The organism is Uliginosibacterium sp. sgz301328 (assembly GCF_041807905.1).
In the GTDB taxonomy this organism is placed as follows: Bacteria; Pseudomonadota; Gammaproteobacteria; order Burkholderiales; family Rhodocyclaceae; genus JBGVSA01.
In genome coordinates this window covers 182,954-205,990 of record NZ_JBGVSA010000001.1, presented here as the reverse complement: position 1 = coordinate 205,990, position 23,037 = coordinate 182,954, and the positions used below count along the sequence as shown (strand labels likewise).

At 63.0% G+C, this 23,037-nt stretch carries 22 protein-coding genes; 16 read left to right on the top strand and 6 right to left on the bottom strand.

Translation table 11 applies throughout. From position 1 onward, the window contains the following. The first annotated feature begins 1 nt into the window (after position 1). The 6 genes from ACDA63_RS00930 (at position 2) to ACDA63_RS00905 (ending at position 5,806) form a co-directional block, all read left to right on the top strand. Positions 2-877 carry an ABC transporter permease gene (locus tag ACDA63_RS00930; protein ID WP_373661274.1) on the top strand — a complete coding sequence of 292 codons (876 nt, stop codon included), beginning with the start codon at positions 2-4 and terminating at the stop codon, positions 875-877. Further along, entirely contained in the window at positions 874-1,719 is an 846-nt protein-coding gene (locus tag ACDA63_RS00925; protein WP_373661273.1) for an ABC transporter permease, read from the top strand. Before ACDA63_RS00930 ends, ACDA63_RS00925 begins: the two co-directional genes overlap by 4 nt. A gap of 22 nt (positions 1,720-1,741) precedes the next feature. Beyond that, positions 1,742-2,914 carry an AGE family epimerase/isomerase gene (locus tag ACDA63_RS00920; RefSeq protein WP_373661272.1) on the top strand — a complete coding sequence of 391 codons (1,173 nt, stop codon included), beginning with the start codon at positions 1,742-1,744 and terminating at the stop codon, positions 2,912-2,914. Positions 2,915-2,982: 68 nt separating this feature from the next. Next, complete coding sequence (locus tag ACDA63_RS00915) at positions 2,983-3,963, top strand: C4-dicarboxylate TRAP transporter substrate-binding protein (protein WP_373661271.1); 981 nt, start codon at positions 2,983-2,985, stop codon at positions 3,961-3,963. Positions 3,964-4,037: 74 nt separating this feature from the next. Continuing rightward, positions 4,038-4,529, top strand: a complete 492-nt coding sequence (locus tag ACDA63_RS00910; RefSeq protein WP_373661270.1) for a TRAP transporter small permease — start codon at positions 4,038-4,040, stop codon at positions 4,527-4,529. Next, on the top strand, positions 4,526-5,806 hold the full coding sequence (locus tag ACDA63_RS00905) for a TRAP transporter large permease (protein ID WP_373661269.1): 1,281 nt from the start codon (positions 4,526-4,528) through the stop codon (positions 5,804-5,806). Before ACDA63_RS00910 ends, ACDA63_RS00905 begins: the two co-directional genes overlap by 4 nt. Positions 5,807-5,950: 144 nt before the next feature. Here the strand turns inward: ACDA63_RS00905 and ACDA63_RS00900 are convergent, their stop codons facing one another. From ACDA63_RS00900 to dusA, 5 genes are all read right to left on the bottom strand, one after another. Then, positions 5,951-7,102, bottom strand: coding sequence for a flagellin (locus ACDA63_RS00900; RefSeq protein ID WP_373661268.1), 1,152 nt, complete (start codon positions 7,100-7,102; stop codon positions 5,951-5,953). A gap of 350 nt (positions 7,103-7,452) precedes the next feature. Beyond that, the gene (locus ACDA63_RS00895; protein ID WP_373661267.1) at positions 7,453-8,604 is read right to left on the bottom strand and encodes a flagellin; all 1,152 of its coding nucleotides are present in this window, start codon (positions 8,602-8,604) and stop codon (positions 7,453-7,455) included. 272 nt (positions 8,605-8,876) lie between these two features. After that, on the bottom strand, positions 8,877-9,215 hold the full coding sequence (locus ACDA63_RS00890; RefSeq protein ID WP_373661266.1) for a phage holin family protein: 339 nt from the start codon (positions 9,213-9,215) through the stop codon (positions 8,877-8,879). Positions 9,216-9,266: 51 nt separating this feature from the next. After that, entirely contained in the window at positions 9,267-10,745 is a 1,479-nt protein-coding gene (gene zwf / locus ACDA63_RS00885; RefSeq protein ID WP_373661265.1) for a glucose-6-phosphate dehydrogenase, read from the bottom strand. Positions 10,746-10,859: 114 nt separating this feature from the next. Next, positions 10,860-11,861 (bottom strand): tRNA dihydrouridine(20/20a) synthase DusA, encoded by a 1,002-nt coding sequence (gene dusA / locus ACDA63_RS00880; RefSeq protein ID WP_373661264.1) that lies wholly within the window; start codon positions 11,859-11,861, stop codon positions 10,860-10,862. Positions 11,862-11,912: 51 nt separating this feature from the next. Here dusA and tsaB point away from each other — a divergent pair, with 51 nt between their 5' ends. Genes tsaB through ACDA63_RS00865 form a run of 3 tightly spaced genes read left to right on the top strand, consistent with a single transcriptional unit; the run spans position 11,913 to position 13,965 of the window. Continuing rightward, a complete protein-coding gene (gene tsaB / locus ACDA63_RS00875) occupies positions 11,913-12,599 on the top strand; it encodes a tRNA (adenosine(37)-N6)-threonylcarbamoyltransferase complex dimerization subunit type 1 TsaB (RefSeq protein WP_373661263.1) in 687 nt (228 codons plus the stop codon). Then, positions 12,596-13,087: a ribosomal protein S18-alanine N-acetyltransferase gene (gene rimI, locus ACDA63_RS00870; protein WP_373661262.1), complete on the top strand. Its 492-nt coding sequence runs from the start codon at positions 12,596-12,598 to the stop codon at positions 13,085-13,087. Before tsaB ends, rimI begins: the two co-directional genes overlap by 4 nt. A 2-nt stretch (positions 13,088-13,089) precedes the next feature. Beyond that, positions 13,090-13,965, top strand: a complete 876-nt coding sequence (locus ACDA63_RS00865; protein ID WP_373661261.1) for a uracil-DNA glycosylase family protein — start codon at positions 13,090-13,092, stop codon at positions 13,963-13,965. 70 nt (positions 13,966-14,035) lie between these two features. On the opposite strand, the gene lplT is transcribed toward ACDA63_RS00865, so the two are convergent. Continuing rightward, on the bottom strand, positions 14,036-15,361 hold the full coding sequence (gene lplT, locus ACDA63_RS00860; protein WP_373661260.1) for a lysophospholipid transporter LplT: 1,326 nt from the start codon (positions 15,359-15,361) through the stop codon (positions 14,036-14,038). Positions 15,362-15,540: 179 nt separating this feature from the next. Here lplT and ACDA63_RS00855 point away from each other — a divergent pair, with 179 nt between their 5' ends. The 7 genes from ACDA63_RS00855 to ACDA63_RS00825 all read left to right on the top strand — a co-directional run bounded on the left by ACDA63_RS00855 (position 15,541) and on the right by ACDA63_RS00825 (position 23,033). Next, positions 15,541-16,494, top strand: coding sequence for a LysR substrate-binding domain-containing protein (locus tag ACDA63_RS00855; RefSeq protein WP_373661259.1), 954 nt, complete (start codon positions 15,541-15,543; stop codon positions 16,492-16,494). Between the two features lie 68 nt (positions 16,495-16,562). Further along, positions 16,563-17,636: an alanine racemase gene (alr, locus tag ACDA63_RS00850; protein WP_373661258.1), complete on the top strand. Its 1,074-nt coding sequence runs from the start codon at positions 16,563-16,565 to the stop codon at positions 17,634-17,636. Further along, positions 17,636-19,000 (top strand): DNA repair protein RadA, encoded by a 1,365-nt coding sequence (radA, locus tag ACDA63_RS00845; protein WP_373661257.1) that lies wholly within the window; start codon positions 17,636-17,638, stop codon positions 18,998-19,000. The genes alr and radA overlap by 1 nt, the downstream gene beginning before the upstream one ends. Positions 19,001-19,020: 20 nt before the next feature. Continuing rightward, on the top strand, positions 19,021-19,500 hold the full coding sequence (locus ACDA63_RS00840) for a cupin domain-containing protein (RefSeq protein WP_373661256.1): 480 nt from the start codon (positions 19,021-19,023) through the stop codon (positions 19,498-19,500). A 68-nt stretch (positions 19,501-19,568) separates the two neighbouring features. Continuing rightward, complete coding sequence (gene tpiA / locus ACDA63_RS00835; RefSeq protein WP_373661255.1) at positions 19,569-20,339, top strand: triose-phosphate isomerase; 771 nt, start codon at positions 19,569-19,571, stop codon at positions 20,337-20,339. After that, positions 20,339-21,052, top strand: a complete 714-nt coding sequence (gene dnaQ / locus ACDA63_RS00830) for a DNA polymerase III subunit epsilon (protein ID WP_373661254.1) — start codon at positions 20,339-20,341, stop codon at positions 21,050-21,052. The genes tpiA and dnaQ overlap by 1 nt, the downstream gene beginning before the upstream one ends. Before the next feature lie 13 nt (positions 21,053-21,065). After that, complete coding sequence (locus ACDA63_RS00825) at positions 21,066-23,033, top strand: DNA topoisomerase IV subunit B (protein ID WP_373661253.1); 1,968 nt, start codon at positions 21,066-21,068, stop codon at positions 23,031-23,033. Positions 23,034-23,037: the final 4 nt, after the last annotated feature.

Below are 23,037 nucleotides of genomic sequence, written 5' to 3'. Positions count from 1 at the left end.
CATGTCACGCGTTGCTTCCATGTCGGTCCAGAAATTCGACCGTACGCTGTTACTGCTGGCGCCTGCCGCGATCTTCATGCTCGCGGTGTTCGTCTATCCGTTCGTCTACGGGCTGGTCCTGTCGTTCAAGCCGACCGATGGCGGATGGCTGGCCAACTACGTCAAGTTCTTCACCGCCGACAATCTGTGGCCGACCATCGGCACGACCATGAAACTCGCCTTGCCGACGACCATCCTGAACGTCGTGCTGGCGCTGCCGATCGCCTTCCTGATGCGCAAGAAGTCGCGTTACCAGAAGTGGATCACCACTATTCTGGTGGTGCCCGTGGCGCTGGGTACCGTGCTCATCGCGCAGGGCATGCTGACGTACTTCGGCCCGCGCGGATGGCTGTCGCAGGCGCTGCAGTTGCTGCATCTGTATGAGGGCCCCATCCGCCTGACGCACAACGTCGCCGGTGTGATGATCTCGCTGGTGATATCGGGTTTCCCGTTCGTGTTCCTGCTGATCCTGTCGTACATCACCGGCATCGATCCGGTGCTGGCACGTGCGGCCGCGTCGCTGGGCGCGTCGCCGTGGGAACAGTTCCGGCGCATCTATCTTCCCCTGCTGATGCCGGGGCTGGCGATGGCATTCTGCCTGGCGTTCGTGCAGGCGTTTTCGGTGTTCCCGTCCGCCGTCCTGCTCGGCTCTCCTGCGGGGCCGACGCGCGTCATCTCCATCGCAGCGTATGAGGCCGCCTTCGAGCAGTACGACTACTCACTGGCCTCGGCCATCGCCATGATCATGGGCTTCGTCCAGTTGATCGTGGTGGCTATCGTGCTGGCGCTGCGCGGCTTCTTCTACAGTGGCCCGATGACTGGAGGGAAGGGCGCATGAGCATCACTCAATCGCGTTTGCCATCAAAACTGTGGAATCTCTTCATCCAGCTCTTGATGGTGTTTTTCGTTCTCAACGTGCTGCTGATCATCGCGGCGGTGGCGGTCAACTCATTTGGCGAGCGGTGGTTCGGCGGCTGGTTGCCGCAGGGCTTCACCCTGCACTGGTATGCCTCGGCGTGGAACGAGTTCCAGCTTGGTCCGGTACTGATCGTCACGGGGCAGGTCGTGCTGGCGATCGTCGTGCTGTCCATCCTCGTCGGCGTGCCGGCGGCCTACGTGCTGGCACGAAGGCAGTTCGTCGGCAAGAAGGCGCTGATGCTGCTATTCCTGCTGCCGCTGATGGTGCCGCCGATCACCTACGGCATTCCGCTGGCCACCGTCATGTACAAGGTCAACCTGGCCGGAACGCTCACAGGCGTGATCCTGGCGAACATGATTCCGTCATTGCCTTTTGTCATTCTGGTCATGACACCGTTCATCGAGCAGATCGACGAGAACCTCGAATCGGCCGCGCGCGTTTTTGGCGCGACGACGGGGCGGATGTTCTGGCATATCCTGGTGCCGTTGCTCGGGCCGGGCATTCTGGCCGCGTCGCTGCTGGTGCTCGTGCGTGCCATCGCCATGTTCGAGTTGACGTTCCTGACGGCGGGGCCGGATTCACAGACGCTGGTGGTGGCGCTGTACTACGCGGTCTTTGCCGCTGGGGTGCGGGCACCGCAATCGGTGGATGCCATGGCCATGGTCTACATGGTGCTGACGTTGATCTTCCTGCTGCTGGCGTTGCAGTTCGTCAATCCGACACAACTGGTCAGTCGCGTGAAAGAGCACCCGCAGGACTGAGTACGAGAAGGAGATAAACGGAGTGGAGTTTCGCAGCCGGTCGTTCCTGCTGGATCACATCCGCAGCATCCTCGCCTTCTACGACGCGCGTTGCGTGGACGTAGAAGGCGGTTTTTTCCAGTGCTACGAGGACGATGGCACGATCTTCGACCGATCGACGCGCACGTTGGTTGCGTCGTGTCGGTTCGTCTTCAACTACGCCATGGCGTATCGCGCATTCGGGCTCACGGATTACCTGGATCGCGTGCGCCACGGGCTTGCCTATCTGACCGAACGTCACCGCGACCCGGCTACGGGCGGCTACGCCTGGCGTATCGAGCAGGGCAGGCCGGTCGACCGCACCAACCACTGCTACGGGCTGGCATTCGTCATGCTGGCATATGCCACGGCGCTGCGTGCCGGAGTCAGCGAGGTCCGTCCATGGATCGACGAAACCTGGGCGCTGATGGAGCGCCATTTCTGGTTGCCGACGGACAACTGTTACGCCAATGAGGCGACCGCCGACTGGCACCTGCAAGCGTATCGCGGCCAGAACGACAACATGCACGCGTGCGAAGCACTCATCGCGGCTTATGAGGCGACGGGGGAGCATCGCTATCTTGCCCGCGCGCAATTGCTGGCCCATCGATTCACGGTCGAGCTTGCTGCACCGACAGGCGGGCAAGTGTGGGAACACTTCACTACCGACTGGCGGCCGGATCTCGAATACAACCGTCATGATCGCAGCAACCATATCCGCCCGTGGGGCATCCAGACGGGTCACCAGACTGAATGGGCCAAGCTGCTGCTCATCCTGAATCGCCATGCGCCGGCCGACTGGTACGTCGCGCGGGCGCGCGAACTTTTCGACACCGCCGTTGCACATGGCTGGGACGATCTGCATGGCGGGCTCATCTACGGCTACGACCTGCAGGGCGTGCCGTGCGATCGCGACAAGTACTTCTGGGTGCAGGCCGAGAGCATCGCGGCGGCCGCGCTTCTTGCCGATGCCTCGGGCGATGAGCGCTACTGGCAGTGGTATGCGCGCCTCTGGCAATACGCCTGGACTCATTTTGTCGATCACACCTACGGCGCGTGGTACCGTATGCTGTCCCCGGACAATCGCCGCTACAGCAATCGCAAGTCCTACAGCAACAAGGCCGACTACCACACCATGGGAGCGTGCTACGAAGCGCTGAACGTCATCCGGGCCTGAACACAACTCCACAGAGAGACTGCGCGTCGATGTTGGCGCGCAGGTCACATAACGATATGGAGATGTTCATGAGATCAATCAAGCACTTTTCCCTTGCCCTGTCGGCGCTGGCTCTCGCGGTAGTGGCTCCGGCAACCTCTGCGCAGACGTACACGCTGAACGTCAGCACTTCGCAGGTGGCCGACGATCCGATGTACAAGGGACTGCTCGAATTCAAGAAAAATGTCGAGGCGCGGTCCAAGGGCCGGGTCCAGGTCAAGACCTTTCCCGCATCGCAATTGGGTTCGGACGAAGACATCATCGAGCAGATCAAGGCGGGCGCCGGTGTGGCGCTGGTGACCGACGGCGCACGCATGGAGCCGTACACGAAAGAGTTCGGCATTCTGACCGCGCCCTACGTCGTCAAGAACTTCGCCGAGATGCGCAAGGTGGTGGCCTCGCCCGTCTTCGAAGAATGGGTGACCAAGCTGCACGACAAGGGCGGCTTCCAGGTGTTTTCGTTCAACTGGTACCAGGGAGAACGCCATCTGGTCACCAACAAGCCTGTCACCAAGCCGGCAGACCTCGCCGGCGTGCGCATGCGCACGCCGGGCGCGCCGCTGTGGCTGGAGACGGTTCGCGCGCTGGGCGCCACGCCGACGCCAATGCCCTGGGCCGAGTCGTATTCGGCACTGCAACTGAAGGCCATCGACGCGGTGGAGGCGCAGGTGCCGGCGATCTATGGTTCGCGTCTGTACGAGGTCACCAAGTACATCACCAAGACGCGCCACATCCAACTCGTGACGGGCCTGGTCGGCTCGGCCAAGTGGTTCGACAAGCTGCCCAAGGATCTGCAGGTCATCGTGCGCGAAGAATCCCTCAAGGCCGGCGACTACGCCTCCAAGCTGACCACCGATCTGCTGGTCACTTACGAGAAGGATCTCAAGGCCAAGGGCATGCAGGTCGTCGACGTCGACATCACGCCTTTCGTCGCCTCCACGCGTAGCGTCTACGACAAGTTCGGCTACGTCGATCTGCGCAAGCAGGTCGACGCCATCGTCGCCAAGTAATCCGTCAATCCCGGTTTGTTCGCGGCGCGCCCCTGGTGGGGTGCGCCTCGTGTCATTGAATGGACGAAAGGTATATGAAGCAGATCTTGTACAAGCTCGAAGAGTGGCTCGCGATGGCCTTCTTCGCTACTACGACCGTCATGGTCTTCATCGGTGCGCTCACGCGTACGGTGGGAGCGCCACTGGTGTGGTCGGTCGACGTCGCACAGCTCACCTTTGCATGGGCCTGTGTGTTGGGAGCAGATATCGCGCTCAAGCACAACAGCCACGTAGTCATCGACATTGCCGTCAAGAAGATGCCTGCCGCGGTGCGGCGCGCGCTCGGGCTTTGCTGGCAGATTGCGATCCTGGTCTTCCTGGGGCTGCTGATCTGGTATGGCGTCGATCTCACCTTGCTGAATACCCAGCGCTCGCTCGGGGACGCCGGCATCAGCTACGCGTGGGTGACGGTGGCCATTCCGGTCGGCGCGGCGCTCATGGCGATCACCACCATCGACAGGCTCTTCGGCGCAATGACGGGGCAGCAGTCCCTCGCCATCGAAGGTCGTGACGGAGACGCGATATGACCGGCACACTGACCATTGTATTTCTCGTGCTGATGTTCCTCGGCATGCCCGTGGCCTTCGCCATCGGCATCGCCTTCATGTTCTTCTACCTGTTCGGGCCGATGCCGACCTCGATCGCCGTGCAGAAGATCGTGACGTCCACGCAGTCCTTTCCCTTGCTGGCGGTTCCGCTGTTCGTATTCGCGGGACATCTGATGAACCAATCGGGCATCACCGAACGGCTCATCCGCCTGTCGACGGTGTTGACGGGCTGGATTCGCGGGGGGCTGGCACACGTGGCGATCATGCTGGCGGCATTGATGGGCGGCGTGTCGGGCTCGGCCGTGGCCGATGCCGCAATGGAGGCCCGCATTCTAGGCCCGTCGATGCTGCAACGCGGCTACGCGCGTGGCTTCGTGTGCGGTTCGATTGTCGTGGGCTCGCTGATCACCGCGACGATTCCACCGAGCATCGGCCTGATCCTGTACGGCTTTCTTGGCAACGTGTCGATCGGCCGGCTGTTCGTCGGCGGCATCGTGCCGGGTGTGCTGATGACGCTCTTCCTGATGGGCACGGCCTACATCATCGCCCGTCGCCGGGGGTACGAAGCCGAACTCGAGCGCATTCCGCCGCTGCGCGAAATCCTCTTCAAGATGTGGGACTGCAAGTGGGCGCTGCTTTTCCCGATCTTCCTGATCGTCGGGATTCGCTACGGCATCTTCACGCCGTCGGAGGCGGGTGCGTTCGCCGTCGTATATGCCATATTCATTGGGATGGTGGTGTACCGCGAGCTGACGCTGGAAAAGTTGCTCGACTGCCTGCGCCATAGTGTGCGCGACGTCGGCATGATCATGCTGATCATCATGCTGTCGTCGATGATCGGCTATGTCATCACACTGGAATCCGTGCCGCAGAATGCGACCGAGTTCCTCGTTGGGCTGACCAGCAACAAGTACGCGCTGATGCTGCTCATCATTGCGTTCATCATCGCGCTCGGCTGTTTGCTGGAAAGCACGGTCATCGTGCTGCTGCTCACGCCGATCCTGGTGCCGATCGTCAGTGCCGTGGGCGTCGATCTCGTGCACTTCGGGCTGGTCATGATGACCTGCGTGACGCTCGGATCGATGACGCCGCCTGTGGGCGTAGCGATGTTCACCGTCTGCGGCATCCTCAAGTGCCCCATGGACGAGTACACGCGCGAAGCCTTGCCGTTCCTCGGCGCGGTCATCGGGCTGGTCGTGATCATGATCTTCTGGCCGGGACTCGTGCTCTTTCTGCCGAATCTCGTCTTCGGCTGAGCCGTTCGCCCGCAAGCTGCTGGAGGGCCCACCGATGCAAGATCGGCGGGCCCCTTCGCTTGGCGGCCGGACCAGAGCCCATCAAACGCCCGTTGCCTGACGGCTGTCCTTCCTGCGTGCGGTGAAAGTCGCACGCAGCCTTGCTTAGCTCTGCAGCAGCTTCAGCACTTGCTGGGGCAGTGCGTTGGCTTGTGCCAGCATCGCGGTGCCCGCTTGCTGCAGGATCTGCGAGCGCGACAGGTTGGCCGTTTCCGAAGCGAAGTCCGCATCGGTGATGCGGCCGCGCGCGGCGGAGAGGTTTTCCGTCGTCGTCTGCAGGTTTGCAACCGTCGAGGTGAAGCGGTTCTGGATCGCGCCCAGGTTGGCACGCGCCTCGTTGATGTCCTTGAGCGCGTTGTCGATCTGCGAGATCGTCATCTGTGCATTGGTGAACGAATCCACTGTCAGCGATGCGATACCCGTGGTGGTGGTCGACGTGCCTGTCGCGCCGGCCGCCCAGCCAAAGTCCGCCAACACCGGTGCGGTGCCCGCGATATTGATGGCGGCATTGGAGGACAGCGTGACCTGGCCGGTGGTCTTGTCATACGAAGCGCCTACGCCCGTGGTCGACGACACGCGGTTGATCGCTTCAGTGACCTGCGCGGCACGCTCTTGCGCATTCGATGCCGGGTCGACCTTGCCGATGTCGACACCATTGATCGTGACCGCGCCGGCGGCGATACCGTTGGCATACCCGGTCAGTGCGGTCGCATTGATGGTGGACGTGAATCGCGTCAGCGTCCCGCCGAGCGCGGCAGTCTGCGCGTTCATGATCGAGCTGATGCCGATCGTTTCGCCGGAGTTGGCACCGATCTGGAACTGCACGCCGGTGAAAGAGCCATCCAACAGCTTGTTGCCGTTGAAACTGGTCTGCTCGGCAACACGCTGGATTTCTGCCTGCAATTGAGCCACTTCGGCCTGCAGCGCGTCGCGGTCGCTCTGCGTGTTGGTGCCGTTGGAGGCTTGCACGGCCAGCTCGCGGATGCGTTGCAGGTCATTGCTGATTTCGCCCAGCGCGCCTTCGGCGGTCTGCGCCAGCGATACACCGTCGTTGGCGTTGCGGATCGCCTGCGTCAGGCCGCGCACCTGGGTGGTCATGCGCTCGGAAATCGCCAGGCCTGCGGCGTCATCCTTCGCGCTGTTGATACGCAGGCCTGACGACAGGCGCTGCAGTGACGTCGACAGTGAGCTCTGCGACGTGGTCAGGTTACGTTGGGCATTCAACGATGCCACGTTGGTGTTGATGGTCATGGCCATGGCCAATTTCCTCCATGAATTGCACTCGAACGGTCCGGCCGAACTGCTGGAGAGCGATCTCCAGACCCACGTCGGCGCATGCCGAGGCGTTCAGCTCACGAGGGCTATTGCAAAGGGTGGGCCAGTTTTGTTCGCAACCGGAAATAGGCGGCAAACACGGCGTTTTTCCGTGCTTTGGCGTGCGACTCAGGCAAGGGATGAGGACGGGGCGGCAATTGCTGCCGGGTGCAGGGAGGCGCGCTGCCGGATTGCCGGCAAGGCTTGCCAGTGGCGGCATCGAACGCGCAGACAACGAAAAACCCGCCGAAGCGGGTTTTTTTACTTGATGCAGCGTAACGCTTGGCCGTCGCTTAGCTCAGGAGCTTCAGCACTTGCTGCGGCAGGGCGTTGGCCTGGGCCAGCATTGCGGTACCCGCTTGCTGCAGGATCTGCGAGCGCGACAGGTTGGCGGTTTCCGAAGCGAAGTCAGCGTCGGTCACGCGGCCACGGGCGGACGACAGGTTTTCCGTCATCGATTGCAGGTTTGCCACCGTCGAGGTGAAGCGGTTCTGCACGGCACCCAGGTCAGCGCGGGCGGTGTTGATGTCCTTCAGCGCATTGTCGATCTGGGTGATCGTTTGTTGCGCGTTGGTGAAGGACGAAACCGTCAGCGAGTTGATACCGGTGGTGGTCGTTGCCGTGCCGGTGGTGGCGTTGTTGGCCCAGCCTGCGATAGTCGCATCGTCCGCTGCGCCCGCCACGGCGATGGCCGCATTGGAGGTCAGCGTGACTTGGCCGGTGGTCTTGTCGTAGGACGCACCCACGTTGGTTTGCGACGACACGCGGTTGATGGCTTCGGTCAGTTGTGCTGCGCGCTCTTGGGAGGTCGACGCTGCATCGATCTTGCCCACGTCGACACCGTTGATCGTCAGGTCGCCAGCGGCCATGGCCGTGTCGTACTTGGTCAGGGACGTTGCATTGATCGTCGAGGTGGTGCGGGTCAGCGAACCACCCAGCGAGGCGGTCTGCGCGTTCATGATCTTGCTCACGCCGATGGTTTCGCCAGCGTTGGCGCCGATCTGGAATTGCACGCCGTTGAACGAACCGTCGAGCAGCTTTTGACCGTTGAAGCTGGTTTGCTGGGCGACGCGCTGGATTTCAGCTTGCAGTTGCGTTACTTCGGCTTGCAGTGCGTCGCGGTCGGTCTGGGTGTTCGTGCCATTGGAGGCTTGTACGGCCAGTTCGCGGATGCGTTGCAGGTTGTTGCTGATTTCGCCCAGCGCGCCTTCGGCGGTCTGCGCCAGCGAGATGCCGTCGTTGGCGTTGCGTTGCGCTTGGGTCAGGCCCTTGATCTGCGCGGTCATGCGATCCGAAATCGCCAGGCCGGCCGCGTCGTCCTTGGCGCTGTTGATGCGCAGGCCGGAGGACAGGCGTTGCAGCGAGGTCGACAACGAGCTTTGCGTGCTGGTGATGTTGCGTTGCGCGTTCAGGGACTGAACGTTGGTGTTAATGGTCATTGCCATTTTCTAACTCCTTATCTTTGCGTTTCTCACTCCAGGCCCAGGGGCCCTTCGTTCGTTCGAGTTCGTGACTCTTGCCACTTACATCGGCCCGGCGCTTTGAAACTTGAATAAGAGCTGCTTTTGCGCGTTATTTCCAATGTATGAGCCATTAACGACGGCCGTTGCCGCGGCTTTAGGAGTTTTTTCGCAGTCGCGTCGCGGCAATAAAAAAGGGCGACCTTGAAGTCGCCCTGTCCGCCTGCAACGACCGCCTGGCGGTCGATCCGGTGAATTCAATCCGACAACGCCACGTTCACCGCCCAGGTCAGAATGGCATAGACGATCGCGCCCCACATGGCGGGCCAGAAGCCCGGCACGTGGAAGCCGGATATCACTTCGGCCACCAGCCAGAACATCAGCGCATTGATCACCAGCGCGAACAGGCCCAGTGTCAGCACCGTGATGGGCAGGGTGAGGATCAACAGCACCGGGCGGATCAACGCATTGACCAGACCGATGAGCAAGGCCGCGAGCAGGGCGGTCATGAAGCTGCTGACGGTGATCGAGGTCACGATCTGCGGCACCAGCATCAGGGCCACGGCATTGAGTGCCCAGCGCAGGATGAGTTTCATTGATTCTCCATATTGCGTTTGTCATGCGGGCGAACCCGCCGGTATTGGTGATTATTCGCTGTCCTCGAACCACGTGCGTCCGTCGCGTTCGATCAGCGCGATGGAAGCCGACGGCCCCCAACTGCCCGAACTGTACGGACTCGGTCGCTGGCCGGTAGTGGCCCAGGCCGCGATGATCGGATCGATCCAGCGCCACGCGGCGGCGACTTCGTTGCGACTCATGAACAGCGTCTGGTTGCCGCGGATCACATCCATCAACAAGCGTTCGTAAGCGTCCGGATTGGCGACGCCGAAGGTTTCGGCAAAGCTCATGTCGAGCGGGATGCGCCGCAGCCGCATGCCGCCGGGGCCCGGGTCCTTGATCATGACTTCCAGTGTCACGCCTTCATCGGGCTGCAGACGGATCACCAGCCGGTTGTGATGGATGCGGCCGGCGGTGTGGTCGAAGATCGAATGCGAAATGTGGCGGAAGTTCACCACGATCTCGGAGACGCGTTCGGCCAGGCGCTTGCCCGTGCGCAGATAGAACGGCACGCCGGCCCAGCGCCAGTTGGCGATCTCGGCCTTGATGGCGACGAATGTCTCGGTGTTGCTCTCCTCCCTGCCAATGTCGTCGAGATAACTTTGCACCGGTTTGCTCGCGACCGAACCGGCGCGGTATTGCCCACGCACGGTGACTTGTTCGACGTTGCGTTCGTCGATGCGCTTGAGCGCCTTGAGCACCTTGAGTTTTTCGTCGCGCACCGATTCCGAGTCGTACGCGTCAGGCGGTTCCATCGCGATCAGCGTGACCAGTTGCAGCATGTGGTTCTGCACCATGTCGCGCAGCGCGCCGGAGGTATCGTAGTAACCGCCGCGCTCCCCGACGCCGATGTCCTCGGACACCGTGATCTGGATGTGATCGATGTTGCCGCTGTTCCAGAGCGGTTCGAACAGCCGGTTGGCAAAGCGCAGCGCCATCAGGTTCTGTACGGTTTCTTTGCCGAGGTAGTGGTCGATGCGGAAGATCTGGTTTTCAGCAAACACTTTGCCGACCGCTTCGTTGACTTCCTGTGCGCTGTCACCGTCCTTGCCGATCGGTTTTTCGAGCACCACCCGCGACTGCGGCGTGATGAGGTGGAATTCCTGGATGTGTTGCGAAAGCGGGGCGAACAGTTCGGGCGAGACGGCAAAGTAGAACGCCCGCGTACGGTCCCGGCCGTCGGCCAGTACCTGCGCGAGATCGGACCAGCCGGCCTCGCCGGTCGCATCGACGGCGCGGTAGTCTGCGCGGCTGGCGAAGCGTTCGAGCACCGCCTCATCGATGGCGTTGCCTGGTACGAATTCGCGCACCGACTTGCGTACGAAATCGGCATATCCTTCGCGCGTCAATGCACGACGCGACACCCCGATGATGCGGGCTTCGTCCGGAATCTGACCGGCATGGTCGCGGTGGTAGAGCGCGGGGAGCAACTTGCGGGCGGCCAGGTCGCCCGTGCCGCCAAATACGACGAGGTCGAAAGGCGCGACCTGGATGGTGCGAGAAGACATCGTGATCTCCTGCGTTATCGGGGGTAGCTCGGAAGTGTAACGCCGGCGCCGTTTCGATGCCGCCATCGTGACGCCGCGCGCCGGCGCAGCGTCAATATATATCTTTCATGCAGCCTATGCTGCGACCGTCTTGGTGCCGACCTGTTCCCAGGCTCGCCAAAGCAGGTCGGGCGTGGCGTCGCGCAGCATCTGCGGGTCGGACAGCATGCGCCGGAACTGGCGGGCGCCCGGCAGGCCGTTGGCGAGGTTCAGCACATGGCGCACGATGGCGCGCATCGGCGTGCCGTGCTCGCGTCGTTCCTGCTCGCAGTACGCCACCAGCGCGGCGATGACTTCCGCGCGTTGCGGTTGCCAGTCGGCGTTGAACAGGGCGCGCTCCCATTCGGTCAGCGCCCACGGGTTGTGATAGGCCTCGCGACCGATCATCACGCCGTCGACGTGCTCCAGATGCGCCTGGATGGCTTCGACCGTCGCAATGCCACCGTTGATCAATATTTCGAGCTCCGGAAATTCGGCCTTGAGCCGGTAGGCGAATTCATAGCGCAGCGGCGGGATCTCGCGGTTTTCCTTCGGAGACAGGCCCTTGAGCCATGCGTTGCGCGCATGCACGATGAATGTCCGCGCACCGCCTTCGGCCACGGTGGCGACAAAGTCGCGCACAAAACCATAGTGTTCGACCCGGTCGATGCCGATGCGATGCTTGACGGTTACCGGCAGGCGTGTGGCCTCGCTCATGGCGGCCACACAGTCGCGTACCAATTGCGGTTCGCTCATCAGGCAAGCACCGAATGCGCCGTTCTGCACGCGCTCGCTCGGGCAGCCGCAATTGATATTGACCTCGTCATAGCCCCAGTGCTCGGCCATCGTCGCGCATCGCGCCAGCGCTTCGGGCTCCGAGCCGCCGAGCTGCAACGCTACCGGCTGTTCGCGCGCATCGAAACGCAAATGCCGCGCCTGATCGCCGTGGATCAGGGCGCCGGTGGTGATCATCTCGGTATACAGCCAGGCATGCGGCGCCAGCAGACGGTGGAAGTAACGGCAATGGCGGTCGGTCCAGTCCAACATGGGGGCCACGGATAGCCGACGCGGGGGAAGGGCGGGGGAAACTGTTTGCATGGCCGCATTTTAGCGGGCCGGATTGCGTGGCTCGGGTAAAATCAACGGCTCATGAAAATCCTGGCTCTCGAAACCTCCTGCGAACGCGGTTCGGTCGCGCTCATGCTTGACGGCGACCTTGTCGAACGCGCCTTGTCGGGCAGCGCCTCCGGCCATTCCGCCAATATCCTGCCGCTGGTGCGCGAAATGCTGGCTGAAGCCGGCATCGGTGTTTCCGCCCTCGACTGCGTCGCCTTCGGCAGCGGGCCCGGTGCCTTTACCGGCCTGCGGCTGGCCTGCGGCGTGGCGCAAGGCCTTGCGTTGGGCGTGGATCGCCCGGTCGCGCCGATCAATAGCTTGCTGGCGTTGGCCGAGCCCATTGATGCCGACTTGATCTACTGCGCGGCGGACGCACGCATGAACGAGGCCTATGTAGCCCGCTTCCAACGCCAGAACGGGGCACTGGTCCAGGTGGCCGAAGCCGAATGCGTGCCGCCGCAATCCGTGCCTGTCCCGCCCGAAGGAGGGTGGCGGGGAGTGGGCACCGCGTTCCGCGCCTATCCGGCCATCGCCGAACGGTTTGCTGGCCACGTTGCTGTGCTCGATCCCGAGGCCGTACCGCTCGCTGGCGCCGTGGCACGGCTGGCGGCACGCGATCCCGCCGCCTGGATCGATCCGGCGCTGGCCGCGCCTGAATACGTGCGCAACCATGTGGCGCTGACAGTCGCCGAACGCCTGGCACAAGGTGGCAAGGCATGAGCGCCGTCCTGCAGGGCCGGGCAGACCGCACGCCGATTCCCGCCGATGAGCTGAACTTTTCGTCGATGACGGCGGATGACCTCGACTGGGTCGCCGAAGCCGAAGCGTTCATCTATCCATTCCCATGGAGCCACCGCGACTTCGCCAACTCCCAAGCGGCCGGACATAGTTGCTGGTTACTGCGCCACCGCGGCGCCCGTGCGGGCTACGCCGTGCTGATGCTTGGCGTGGATGACGCCAACCTGCTCAATATCAGTGTCCTGCCGGAGCTACAAGGCAGAGGACTGGGCTCTGCGCTCATGTACCACGTATGCGAATTCGCACGCACGGCAGGCAAGACGCAGTTGTTCCTCGAAGTGCGCGAATCCAACGTCGCCGCGCAGGCGCTCTACGAGAAGTGGGGATTCGTGCTCAACCGGCGTCGCAAGGGCTATTACCCAGCCACGGAAGGGCGCGAAGACGCGCTCGAATTGCGCAGGGATCTCTGACCATGACCAAGCTCGACGCACGACGCGAACAGATGCTGACGGAAATGGGCATCAAGCCTCGCTGGCAGTTGCGCGCCGCCGCTGCCGCCGTGGCAGAGGCGCCGGAGACGGCTGCACCAGTGCAGCAGATTCCCTCGCCGGCGCCGGTCATGCCTGCGGATGAGCCGCCAACCTGGCTGGATGATGCACCGCCGCCGTTCGATGACATGCCCGTTGGCGAATCCGTGCCGATGGAACGTGGCGAGCCCGCGCTCGAAGCCGAACCCGCCGGCCGGCCGGCCCCTGCCGTGGCAAAGGTCGATCCGGTGTCGACCATGGATTGGGACGCGCTCGAAGCCGCCGTGCGCGACTGCCGTGCCTGCCGCCTGTGCGAAGCGCGCAAGCAGACGGTTTTTGGCGTCGGCGCGCGCGAGGCGGAGTGGATGATCGTCGGCGAAGGTCCGGGAGCGGAGGAGGACGAGCGCGGCGAGCCGTTCGTGGGGCAGGCAGGCCGCTTGCTCGACGCCATGCTCGACAGCGTCGGCCTTTCGCGTCAGAACACCGTTTACATCGCCAACGCGGTCAAGTGTCGCCCACCGGGCAACCGTACCCCGCAGCCGGACGAAATGGCCGCCTGCCGGCCCTTCCTTGAACGTCAGATCGCGCTGGTCGCGCCCAGGCTGCTCATCGCCATGGGGCGTCCAGCCGCGCAGACGCTACTTGGCGGTGAGCCGCGCATTTCGGCCTCGCGCGGCAAGGTGTTCCGATACGAGTTGGTCCCCGTGGTGGTTACCTACCACCCGGCGTACCTGCTGCGTAACCTGCCGGACAAATCCAAGGCGTGGGAAGACCTGTGCTTTGCTCAGGATGAGATGGCGCGTCAAAAGGCAAAGACCTGATCGACGCGCAGGATGAAGTGACCGTACTGTCCGGCAGGGGGTGACACACCCATGGGGGCGCTGTCTTGGCTCAGTGTCCCGCGCCTTCCAGTTGCGCCACGTCGTCGTGCTCGCGTTGATTGGCTTCGAAGCGCAACTTCACGAGATACATCATCGCCGCGACGAACAGTCCGAAGAGCACGATCACCACGTTGACCGATAGCCCCAGGCGGATGAGCAGGGCATAGAGACCGGTCATGACGAGGATCGAAACGTTCTCGTTGAAGTTCTGCACGGCGATCGAGTGGCCTGCGCCCATCAGCACGTGGCCACGATGTTGCAGAAGCGCGTTCATCGGGACAACGAAGAAGCCTGACAGCGCGCCCACCACGATCATGAGTGCCATGACGCACAGCATGCGGATGTGCAGATGGAAGTGCATCGCATGCCCGAAGAGGTCGAAGCTGATCGTACCGAGACTTTCACGCGGAAGATAAGGCAGCAACACCATCAAGGGCACGACCAGGCCCATGGCGATGCCGATGGGAATCACGCTCGGCGAGCGACGCAGCGTCAGCCAGCGGGCCGCTGCGATGGCGCCGATGGAGACACCGATGGCCACCACGCCTTGCAGTTGAGTGGCCTTGGACAGGCTGAGCCCCATCGAATGGTAGGCCCAGTCTATGACGATGAATTGCAGCGTGGCACCAGCGCCCCAGAACAGGGTGGTAACGGCCAGGGAAATCTGCCCGAGCTTGTCGCGCCAGAGCAGGCGTACGCAATGCGAAAATTCGTGGACGAGGTACCACGGGCTACGCTTGAGAGGCTTGTGGTCCACGCCGGTGTCGGGCACATAGCGATTGAACACCGCTGCGATCACGTATAAGAGGCCGACGAGGAGGAGGCTTGCCTGGTCGCCCGTGCGGATGCCGGGAATGCCCAGACTCAATGCCCAGTCGCGGAAGTCCGGGAGGATCAGCGCGCCGCCCAGAAGCGAGCCGAGGATGATGGCGCCCACGGTCAGGCCTTCGATCCAGCCATTGGCGGTGACCAGCTTCGAAGGCGGCAGCATCTCGGTCAGGATGCCGTACTTGGCTGGGGAATAGGCCGCCGCGCCCAGGCCGACGACGGCGTAGGCAATCAGTGGATTGATGCCGGCGAGCATCATGCCGCAGCCGACGATCTTGATGCTGTTGCTGATGAGCATCACGCGCCACTTCGGCATCGAATCGGCGAATGCGCCTACGAAAGCGGCCAGCACGACGTAAGAGATCGTGAATGACGTCTTCAGCAGTGGTGCGTATTCGGGCGGCGCCTGCAAATGCTGCAGGATCGCGATGGCACAGATCAGCAGCGCGTTGTCCGCCAGCGCAGAAAAGAACTGCGCCAGCATGACAATGTAAAAACCCAAGCCCATGTATCTCTCTTATGTGGGCGAAAGCGCGTTTATACCACAGACTATTTGTGCACTTTCCTGCGCAGAACGGTGAAATAGCGTCGTGGCGCGCCTTGCAACAAACAAAGACACAAGAGGTGACAGCGCACAGCGTTTGTGCTGCAATTGCCGGCAATAAAAACTTCTTATATGGAGGCGCCATGGCTGACAGAAGACTCCAGGTCTTTCATGCCGTTGCTAAGCACGGCTCCTTCACTCGCGCGGCTGAAACGTTGTTCATGACGCAGCCGGCGGTGACCTTCCAGATCAAGCAACTGGAAGAGCAATTCAACACGCGCCTGCTCGATCGCGGGCACGGTCGCGTGTCGCTGACGCCAGCGGGCGAGATCGTCTTTGCCTACGCCGAACGGATTCTCGGCCTGTCGGACGAGATGGAAACCCGCATCAATGAGCTGACGGACGAACTCACGGGCGTGCTGACCATCGGTGCCAGCCCGACCATCGCTGCCTATTGGCTGCCGCAGCTCATTTCCAAGTTCAAGCAGAAATACCCTCGCGTGGTGCCGCGCGTGTTCGTCGGTAACTCCGAGAACATCGAAAACCGCGTCGCCGCGCACGACATCGACGTCGGCATGGTCGAAAAGGATTCTGACGATCCCGATCTCGAATGCACGCTGGCCTATCGCGACGAACTCATGGTCGTGGTGCCGCCGGGACACATGCTGTCCAAGGTGAGCTGGGTGCGGGCTGAAGACCTGCAGCCGTTCGCCTTTGTGGATCGTGACCCCGGCGCGGCGATCCGTGCGCTGGCGGAGAACTTCTTCCGCACCTCGGGCGTGCCGCCTGAAAATCTCACGCGCGCCGCCGAGCTCGGCAGTCTTGCAGTCATCAAGCAACTGGTGCGCGACGGCGTCGGCTTTGCCATCATCTCGCGGGCATCGCTGGGGCGTGATCTTCGCGACGGCACGCTGATCGCCATTTCGCTCGAACCGCGTCTGTACTCGTCACTGAATGTGCTGGTGCCCAAGGACCGGTTCCGCGCGCGGCTGCACTCGACGTTTGCCGAGTTCACCGTCCAGCACATGAGCGAGCTGGCCCAAAGCAGCGGCAATCCGGGCGATAATGCGCTCGCCGCAAACAACCCCCAACCTTGAACTGACAAGGCGTGGCATGGAGCAGAGCGACGCTCGCTCCATGCCCTGAAAACGCCTCCCACCGACACATGGCTCGTCCCATCCGCGCTCGCATCGATACATCGGCTTTCCGCCACAACTACCTGTTGGCAAAGGGGCGTGCGCCCACCGCACACGCCTGGGCCGTGGTCAAGGCCAATGCCTACGGCCACGGCCTTGTGCCGTGCGCCAGCGCCATCGCCGATGTCGCCGACGGTTTTGCGCTGCTTGAGGTGAGTGAAGCCGTAGCGCTGCGCGAAGCCGGCCTGAAGCAGTCCATCCTGTTGCTGGAAGGCGCCTTCCGCGAGGACGACGTGCTGATGGCGGCCGAATACGGCCTGACGCTGGTCGTGCATGGCGCTGAGCAACTGCGCATGCTCGAACTCATGGAACTCGACCGGCCGGTCGATGTGCACGTCAAGATCAACACCGGCATGAATCGCCTCGGCCTGCCGCCAAGCTGTGCGGCCAAGGTGATCGAACGGCTGCGAGCCAGCGGGCAGGTGGGCCATATCACCCTGATGACGCATTTTGCCGGCGCTGATGATGCGCATGGCATTGCGCATCAGCTCGAAATCTTCGATGCCACGGCGGCAGGCCTCGACCTGCCGTGCAGTGTCGCCAATTCGGCCGCGTTGCTGCGCTTTCCCCAATCGCATCGTGATTGGGTGCGGCCGGGGATCATGCTGTACGGCGGCTCGCCGATTCCCGACATGCAGTCGAGCGACACCATCGGCCTGCAGCCGGTGATGACGCTGGAGAGCGAAATCATCGGCGTGCAGACGCTCGAACCGGGGCATGAAGTGGGCTACGGCGCCTTGTTCCGTGCCGACCGAACGATGCGTACCGGCACGGTCGCTTGCGGTTACGCCGATGGCTATCCGCGCCACGCGCCCACCGGTACGCCGGTACTCGTGAATGGCGTGCGTACGCGCACCCTGGGTCGTGTGTCGATGGACATGCTGTCGGTGGACCTCACCGATATCCCGGATGCCGGCGTCGGCTCGACGGTCACGTTGTGGGGGCAGGGATTGCCGGCTGATGAGGTCGCCGCGAGCGCGCAGACCGTGTCGTATGAACTCTTTTGCGCACTGGCCGATCGCGTGCCGGTGTTGACGCGCTGATGGCCAAGGCCAAATCCATCTACGTCTGCACCGAGTGCGGTGCACAGAATCCAAAGTGGCAGGGCCAATGCCCTGGCTGCGGTCAGTGGAACACGCTCGTCGAAAGCGTTGCCGAACCGGCTGCGACAGGGCGCTTCGCCACGTTGGCGGCAAGCGCCGGCAAGATGCAGAAGCTGGGCGAAATCGACCCGCGTGAAGCACCGCGCCAGCCGACCGGCATCGAAGAGCTGGACCGCGTGCTGGGTGGCGGCATCGTGCCTGGCATGGTGGTGCTGATCGGCGGCGATCCGGGCATCGGCAAGTCGACGCTGTTGCTGCAGGCGCTGGCGCAATTGCAGCCCAGGCAATCGACGTTGTATGTGAGCGGCGAAGAATCCACCGAGCAGGTCGCGCTGCGCGCGCGGCGTTTGCAGCTCGATTGTGGCGACCTGCCGCTGCTGCCCGAAATCTCGCTGGAAAAAATTCTCGCCACGCTGCGTGAGGTGCGCCCGGCGGTGGCGGTGATCGACTCCATCCAGACCTTGTATTCCGAAGCGCTGCAGTCTGCACCCGGATCGGTGGCACAGGTGCGCGAATGCGCGGCACAGCTCACGCGCCACGCCAAGTCGACCGGCACCAGCGTGATTCTCGTCGGTCACGTCACGAAGGACGGCGCACTGGCCGGACCGCGCGTACTCGAACACATCGTCGACACGGTCCTGTATTTCGAGGGCGACACGCATTCGAGCTTCCGCCTCGTGCGCGCCATCAAGAACCGTTTCGGCGCGGTCAACGAACTTGGCGTGTTCGCCATGACCGACAAGGGGCTGCGTGGCGTGAGCAATCCGTCGGCTCTGTTTCTGTCGCAACACGCCCAGCCCGTACCCGGCGCATGCGTGCTGGTCACGCAGGAGGGCACGCGGCCGCTGCTGGTCGAAATCCAGGCGCTGGTTGACATGGCGCACAGTCCGAGCCCGCGCAGGCTCTCGGTCGGGCTGGAACAAAACCGTCTGGCGATGTTGCTGGCCGTGCTTCATCGTCACGCCGGCATCGTGTGCTCGGACCAGGATGTGTTCATCAACGCCGTGGGTGGTGTGAAGATCGCCGAGCCAGCCGCCGATCTTTCGGTGTGCCTGGCAATCGTGTCGTCCCTGCGCAGCAAACCTTTGCCCCCGAAGCTGGTGGTGTTCGGCGAAGTCGGGCTGGCCGGCGAGATCCGCCCCGCGCCGCGTGGGCAGGAACGCCTGCGCGAAGCGGCCAAGCTGGGTTTTGAAATCGCACTGATCCCGACAGCCAATGCACCGCGCCAGCCGATTCCCGGCATCGAGGTACGGGCGGTCGACCGCATTGAACAAGCGCTCGATGCGCTGCGCGAGTTTTCGTGATGTCTGCTTCGGAGGGTGTCATGGCTGCCAACCCCTACATCGTGCGTCGCGACGAGCAGGGCGGGGACGCCGCCCGCACGCTGCATCATCCGCTCAACGCTTCGGCCGTGCGCCACTCGCATTCGTTGGGTGACGCCTGTGGCCTGACGCGCGTCGGCGTGCACCACGTGCGCGTGGCGCCCGGTGTCACATCGACAGAAAAGCACACGCATCGGTTCTGTGACGAGTTCATCTACGTGCTCGAAGGCGAAGGCGCGGTGGTACTGGGTGACGACAGCCATGCGGTGGCGGCGGGCGACTTCATCGGGCTGCCTGCGGGCGGCCCGGCGCACGCCATGCACAACACGGGCAATACGGACCTCGTCTATCTGGTGGGCGGAAGCCGCCCCGACTACGATGTGTGCGACTACCCCGACCTGGGCAAGCGCCTGTACCTCTCCGTCACGCCGCAGGAACGACTGCGCGACGTAGTGGCGCTCGACGACATTCAGACTCTGTAGCGATGCGGCAGGATTCTTGCGCCGTGCGCCTGGACCTCTTTTAACGACTCTTTACCTGGACACTCAATATGCGAAAAAAATGGCTCGTCGGTAACTGGAAGATGCATGGCAACCTTGCCAGCAACCGCACATTGATCGAGCAGCTACGTGCCGAGCTGCCCGCGCTGACCGAAGGTGTCGAGATGGTCGTGTGTCCGGCCTTCCCATACATCCCGCAACTGGCCGAATTGCTCAAGAGCAGCGGCATTCACCTCGGCGCACAGAACGCGTCCGACCATCTCAACGGAATGTACACCGGCGAAGTCTCGCCGCTGATGCTGCATGAGCTCGGCTGCGATTCGGTCATCATCGGACACTCCGAGCGCCGCTATTACCAGCACGAAAACGACGGTCTCATGGGCCGCAAGTCGCTGGCCGCCATCGACGCCGGCCTGGTGCCCATCATCTGCGTGGGCGAGACCGCGGAAGAACGCGACGCCGGCCGCACGCACGAAGTGCTCGCCCGCCAGCTCGATGCCGCCTTCGGCTACATCCGCACCGCGCATGACAAAATCATCCTGGCCTATGAACCGCGCTGGGCGATCGGCACCGGCATCGCCGCCACGCCGGAAATCGTGCAGGAAGAACTTGCCTTCCTGCGGGCTCGCGTGGCGCAACGTGATCAGGCTTTCGCCGATAACCTGCCGATTCTCTACGGTGGCAGCGTCAAGGCCAGCAATGCTTCCAGCCTGTTCAACATGCCGGACATCGACGGCGGCCTGATCGGTTCCGCGGCGCTGGATGCGAACGAATTCGTCGCCATCTACAAGGCATTGGTCGCGAGCCACAAGGAAGCTTGATGCGGCAGATCGTCCTCGATACCGAAACGACGGGCCTGGACTGGCGTACCGGTGACCGCGTGGTCGAAATCGGCTGTGTCGAGCTGCTCAACCGCAAGCTCACCGGCAACAACTATCACGTATATCTGAACCCTCAGCGCGAGGTCGGCGACTCCGAACGCATCCACGGCCTGTCGGACGATTTTCTCTCCGACAAGCCGTTGTTCGAGCACATCTCGCGCGAGCTTGCGGATTACCTCGCCGACGCTCAGCTCATCATCCACAACGCGGCCTTCGACGTCGGCTTCCTCAACATGGAGTTCGACCGCCTGACCCTGCCCAGGATCGCCGACATGTGTCACCCGGACGTGATCGACACGGTCCGCATGGCCAAGGAGATGTTCCCCGGCAAGAAGGCCTCGCTCGACGCGTTGTGTTCGCGCTACGAGATCGACAACTCGCACCGTACGCTGCACGGGGCATTGCTCGATGCCGAGTTGCTGGCCGAGGTGTACCTGGCCATGACGCGAGGGCAGGAAAGCCTGACCATCGGCCTGGATGAAGACATGGACGAGCTGGCCGTGGCATCCTTCGCCGTCGCTGGCGAACGGCCTGCGCTGGTGGTGTTGCGCGCGTCCGAAGAAGAACTCGCCGCGCACATGGGTTACCTCAACGATATCGACAAGGCGACCAAGGGCGGTTGCCTGTGGCTGCCGCACGAAGCGAGCGCCTGAACTGCAAGACGACATGACACAGAAGCAATACGACGAATCCTCGTTCCGCGTCCTCAAGGGGCTGGAGCCGGTGCGCGAGCGCCCGGGCATGTACACGCGTACCGATTCGCCCACGCACATCATCCAGGAAGTCATCGACAACGCCGCCGACGAAGCGTTGGCCGGCTTTGCCAAGAACATCCACGTCGTGCTCATGCGCGACGGCTCGGTGGCCGTCACCGACGACGGTCGCGGCATCCCGGTCGGCCTGCATCCGCAAGAAGGTCTGCCGGTGGTCGTGCTGGCCTATACGGTGCTGCACGCGGGCGGCAAGTTCGACAAGAAGAGCGGCAACTCCGCGTATGCCTTCTCCGGCGGTTTGCACGGTGTGGGCGTGGCGGTCACCACCGCGCTGTCGACGCGCGTCGAAGTCGAAGTGCGCCGCGACGGCAAGATCCACCAGATCGTGTTTGCCGACGGCGGCCGCAGTATCGGCGAGCTGCAGGACATCGGCAGCGCGGGCAAACATACCGGGACGCGGGTACGCGTGTGGCCTGACGGCCGTTACTTCGATTCGCCGAAGATCCCGCAGGCCGAGATCGAACGTCTTCTGCGTTCCAAGGCCGTGCTGTTGCCGGGCGTGAAAGTCATGCTCGACATCGAACAAGCCGACGGCAGTTTCGCGCGCCAGGAATGGCGCTACACAGAAGGGCTGGCCGGTTACCTGCGCGAGATGGTCGCAGGCGCCGAGGCCGTTGCACCACTGTTTACCGGTGAAGCCTATGCCGGCGCGGATGAAGACTTCGCGCAGGGCGAGGGCGCGGCCTGGAGCTTCGGCTGGTTCGACGGCATGCAGCTCAACGAGAGCTACGTGAACCTGATCCCGACCGTTGCCGGCGGTACGCACGAATCCGGCCTGCGCACCGGTGTTTTCGAAGCGGTCAAGAGCTTCATCGAACACCACAGCCTGCTGCCCAAGGGCGTAAAGATCCAGCAGGACGACGTGTGCGGCAAGATGAGCTTCGTGCTCTCCGCGCGCATCCTCGACCCGCAATTCCAGGGGCAGGTGAAGGAAAAACTCAACTCGCGCGAAGCGGTCAAGCTGGTGTCCAGCATGGTGCTCCACCCGTTCGAAGCGTGGCTGAACCAGAACGTCGAGTACGGTCGTGCGATTGCAGAACTCGCCATCAAGCAGGCGCAATCGCGCCTGAAGAACGCACAGAAGGTCGAAAAGCGCAAAAGCAGCGGCGTGGCCGTGCTGCCGGGCAAGCTGTCCGATTGCGAGAGCGAAGACATCGCCGACAACGAGCTCTACCTCGTCGAAGGGGACTCGGCCGGCGGCTCCGCCAAGCTCGCGCGCGATCGCGAAACGCAGGCCATCCTGCCGCTGCGCGGCAAAGTGCTCAACGCGTGGGAAGTGGACCCCAACCGCCTGTTCGCCAACGCCGAAATCCACGACATCTCCGTCGCCATCGGCGTCGATCCGCATGCGCTGGATGCGCCGGATGGTGTCCTGTCGGGCCTGCGCTACGGCAAGATCATCATCATGGCCGACGCCGACGTGGACGGCTCGCACATCCAGACGCTGTTGCTGACGCTCTTCCTGCGTCACTTTCCGCGTGTGGTGGAGGCGGGTCACGTGTTCATCGCCATGCCGCCGCTGTATCGCATCGACGTCCCCGCGCAAGGCAAGAAACGCCCGGCGCGCCGCTTCTATGCGCTGGACGACAACGAACTCAACGCCATCCGTGACCGTTTGATCAAAGAAGGCTTCCGCGTCGAGCAACTGGAAATCGGCCGATTCAAGGGCCTGGGCGAAATGCGTTCCGACCAGCTCAAGGAAACCGCCATGGACCACGCCACGCGTCGCGTGCTGCCGGTGACGCTCGATGACGTCTCCTCTGCGCGGACGCTGTTCGACCTGCTCATGGGCAAGGGCGAAGCCTCCGGCCGCCGCGCCTGGATGGAAGCCAAGGGCAACTTGGTCGAAGCGGATCTATGATCTG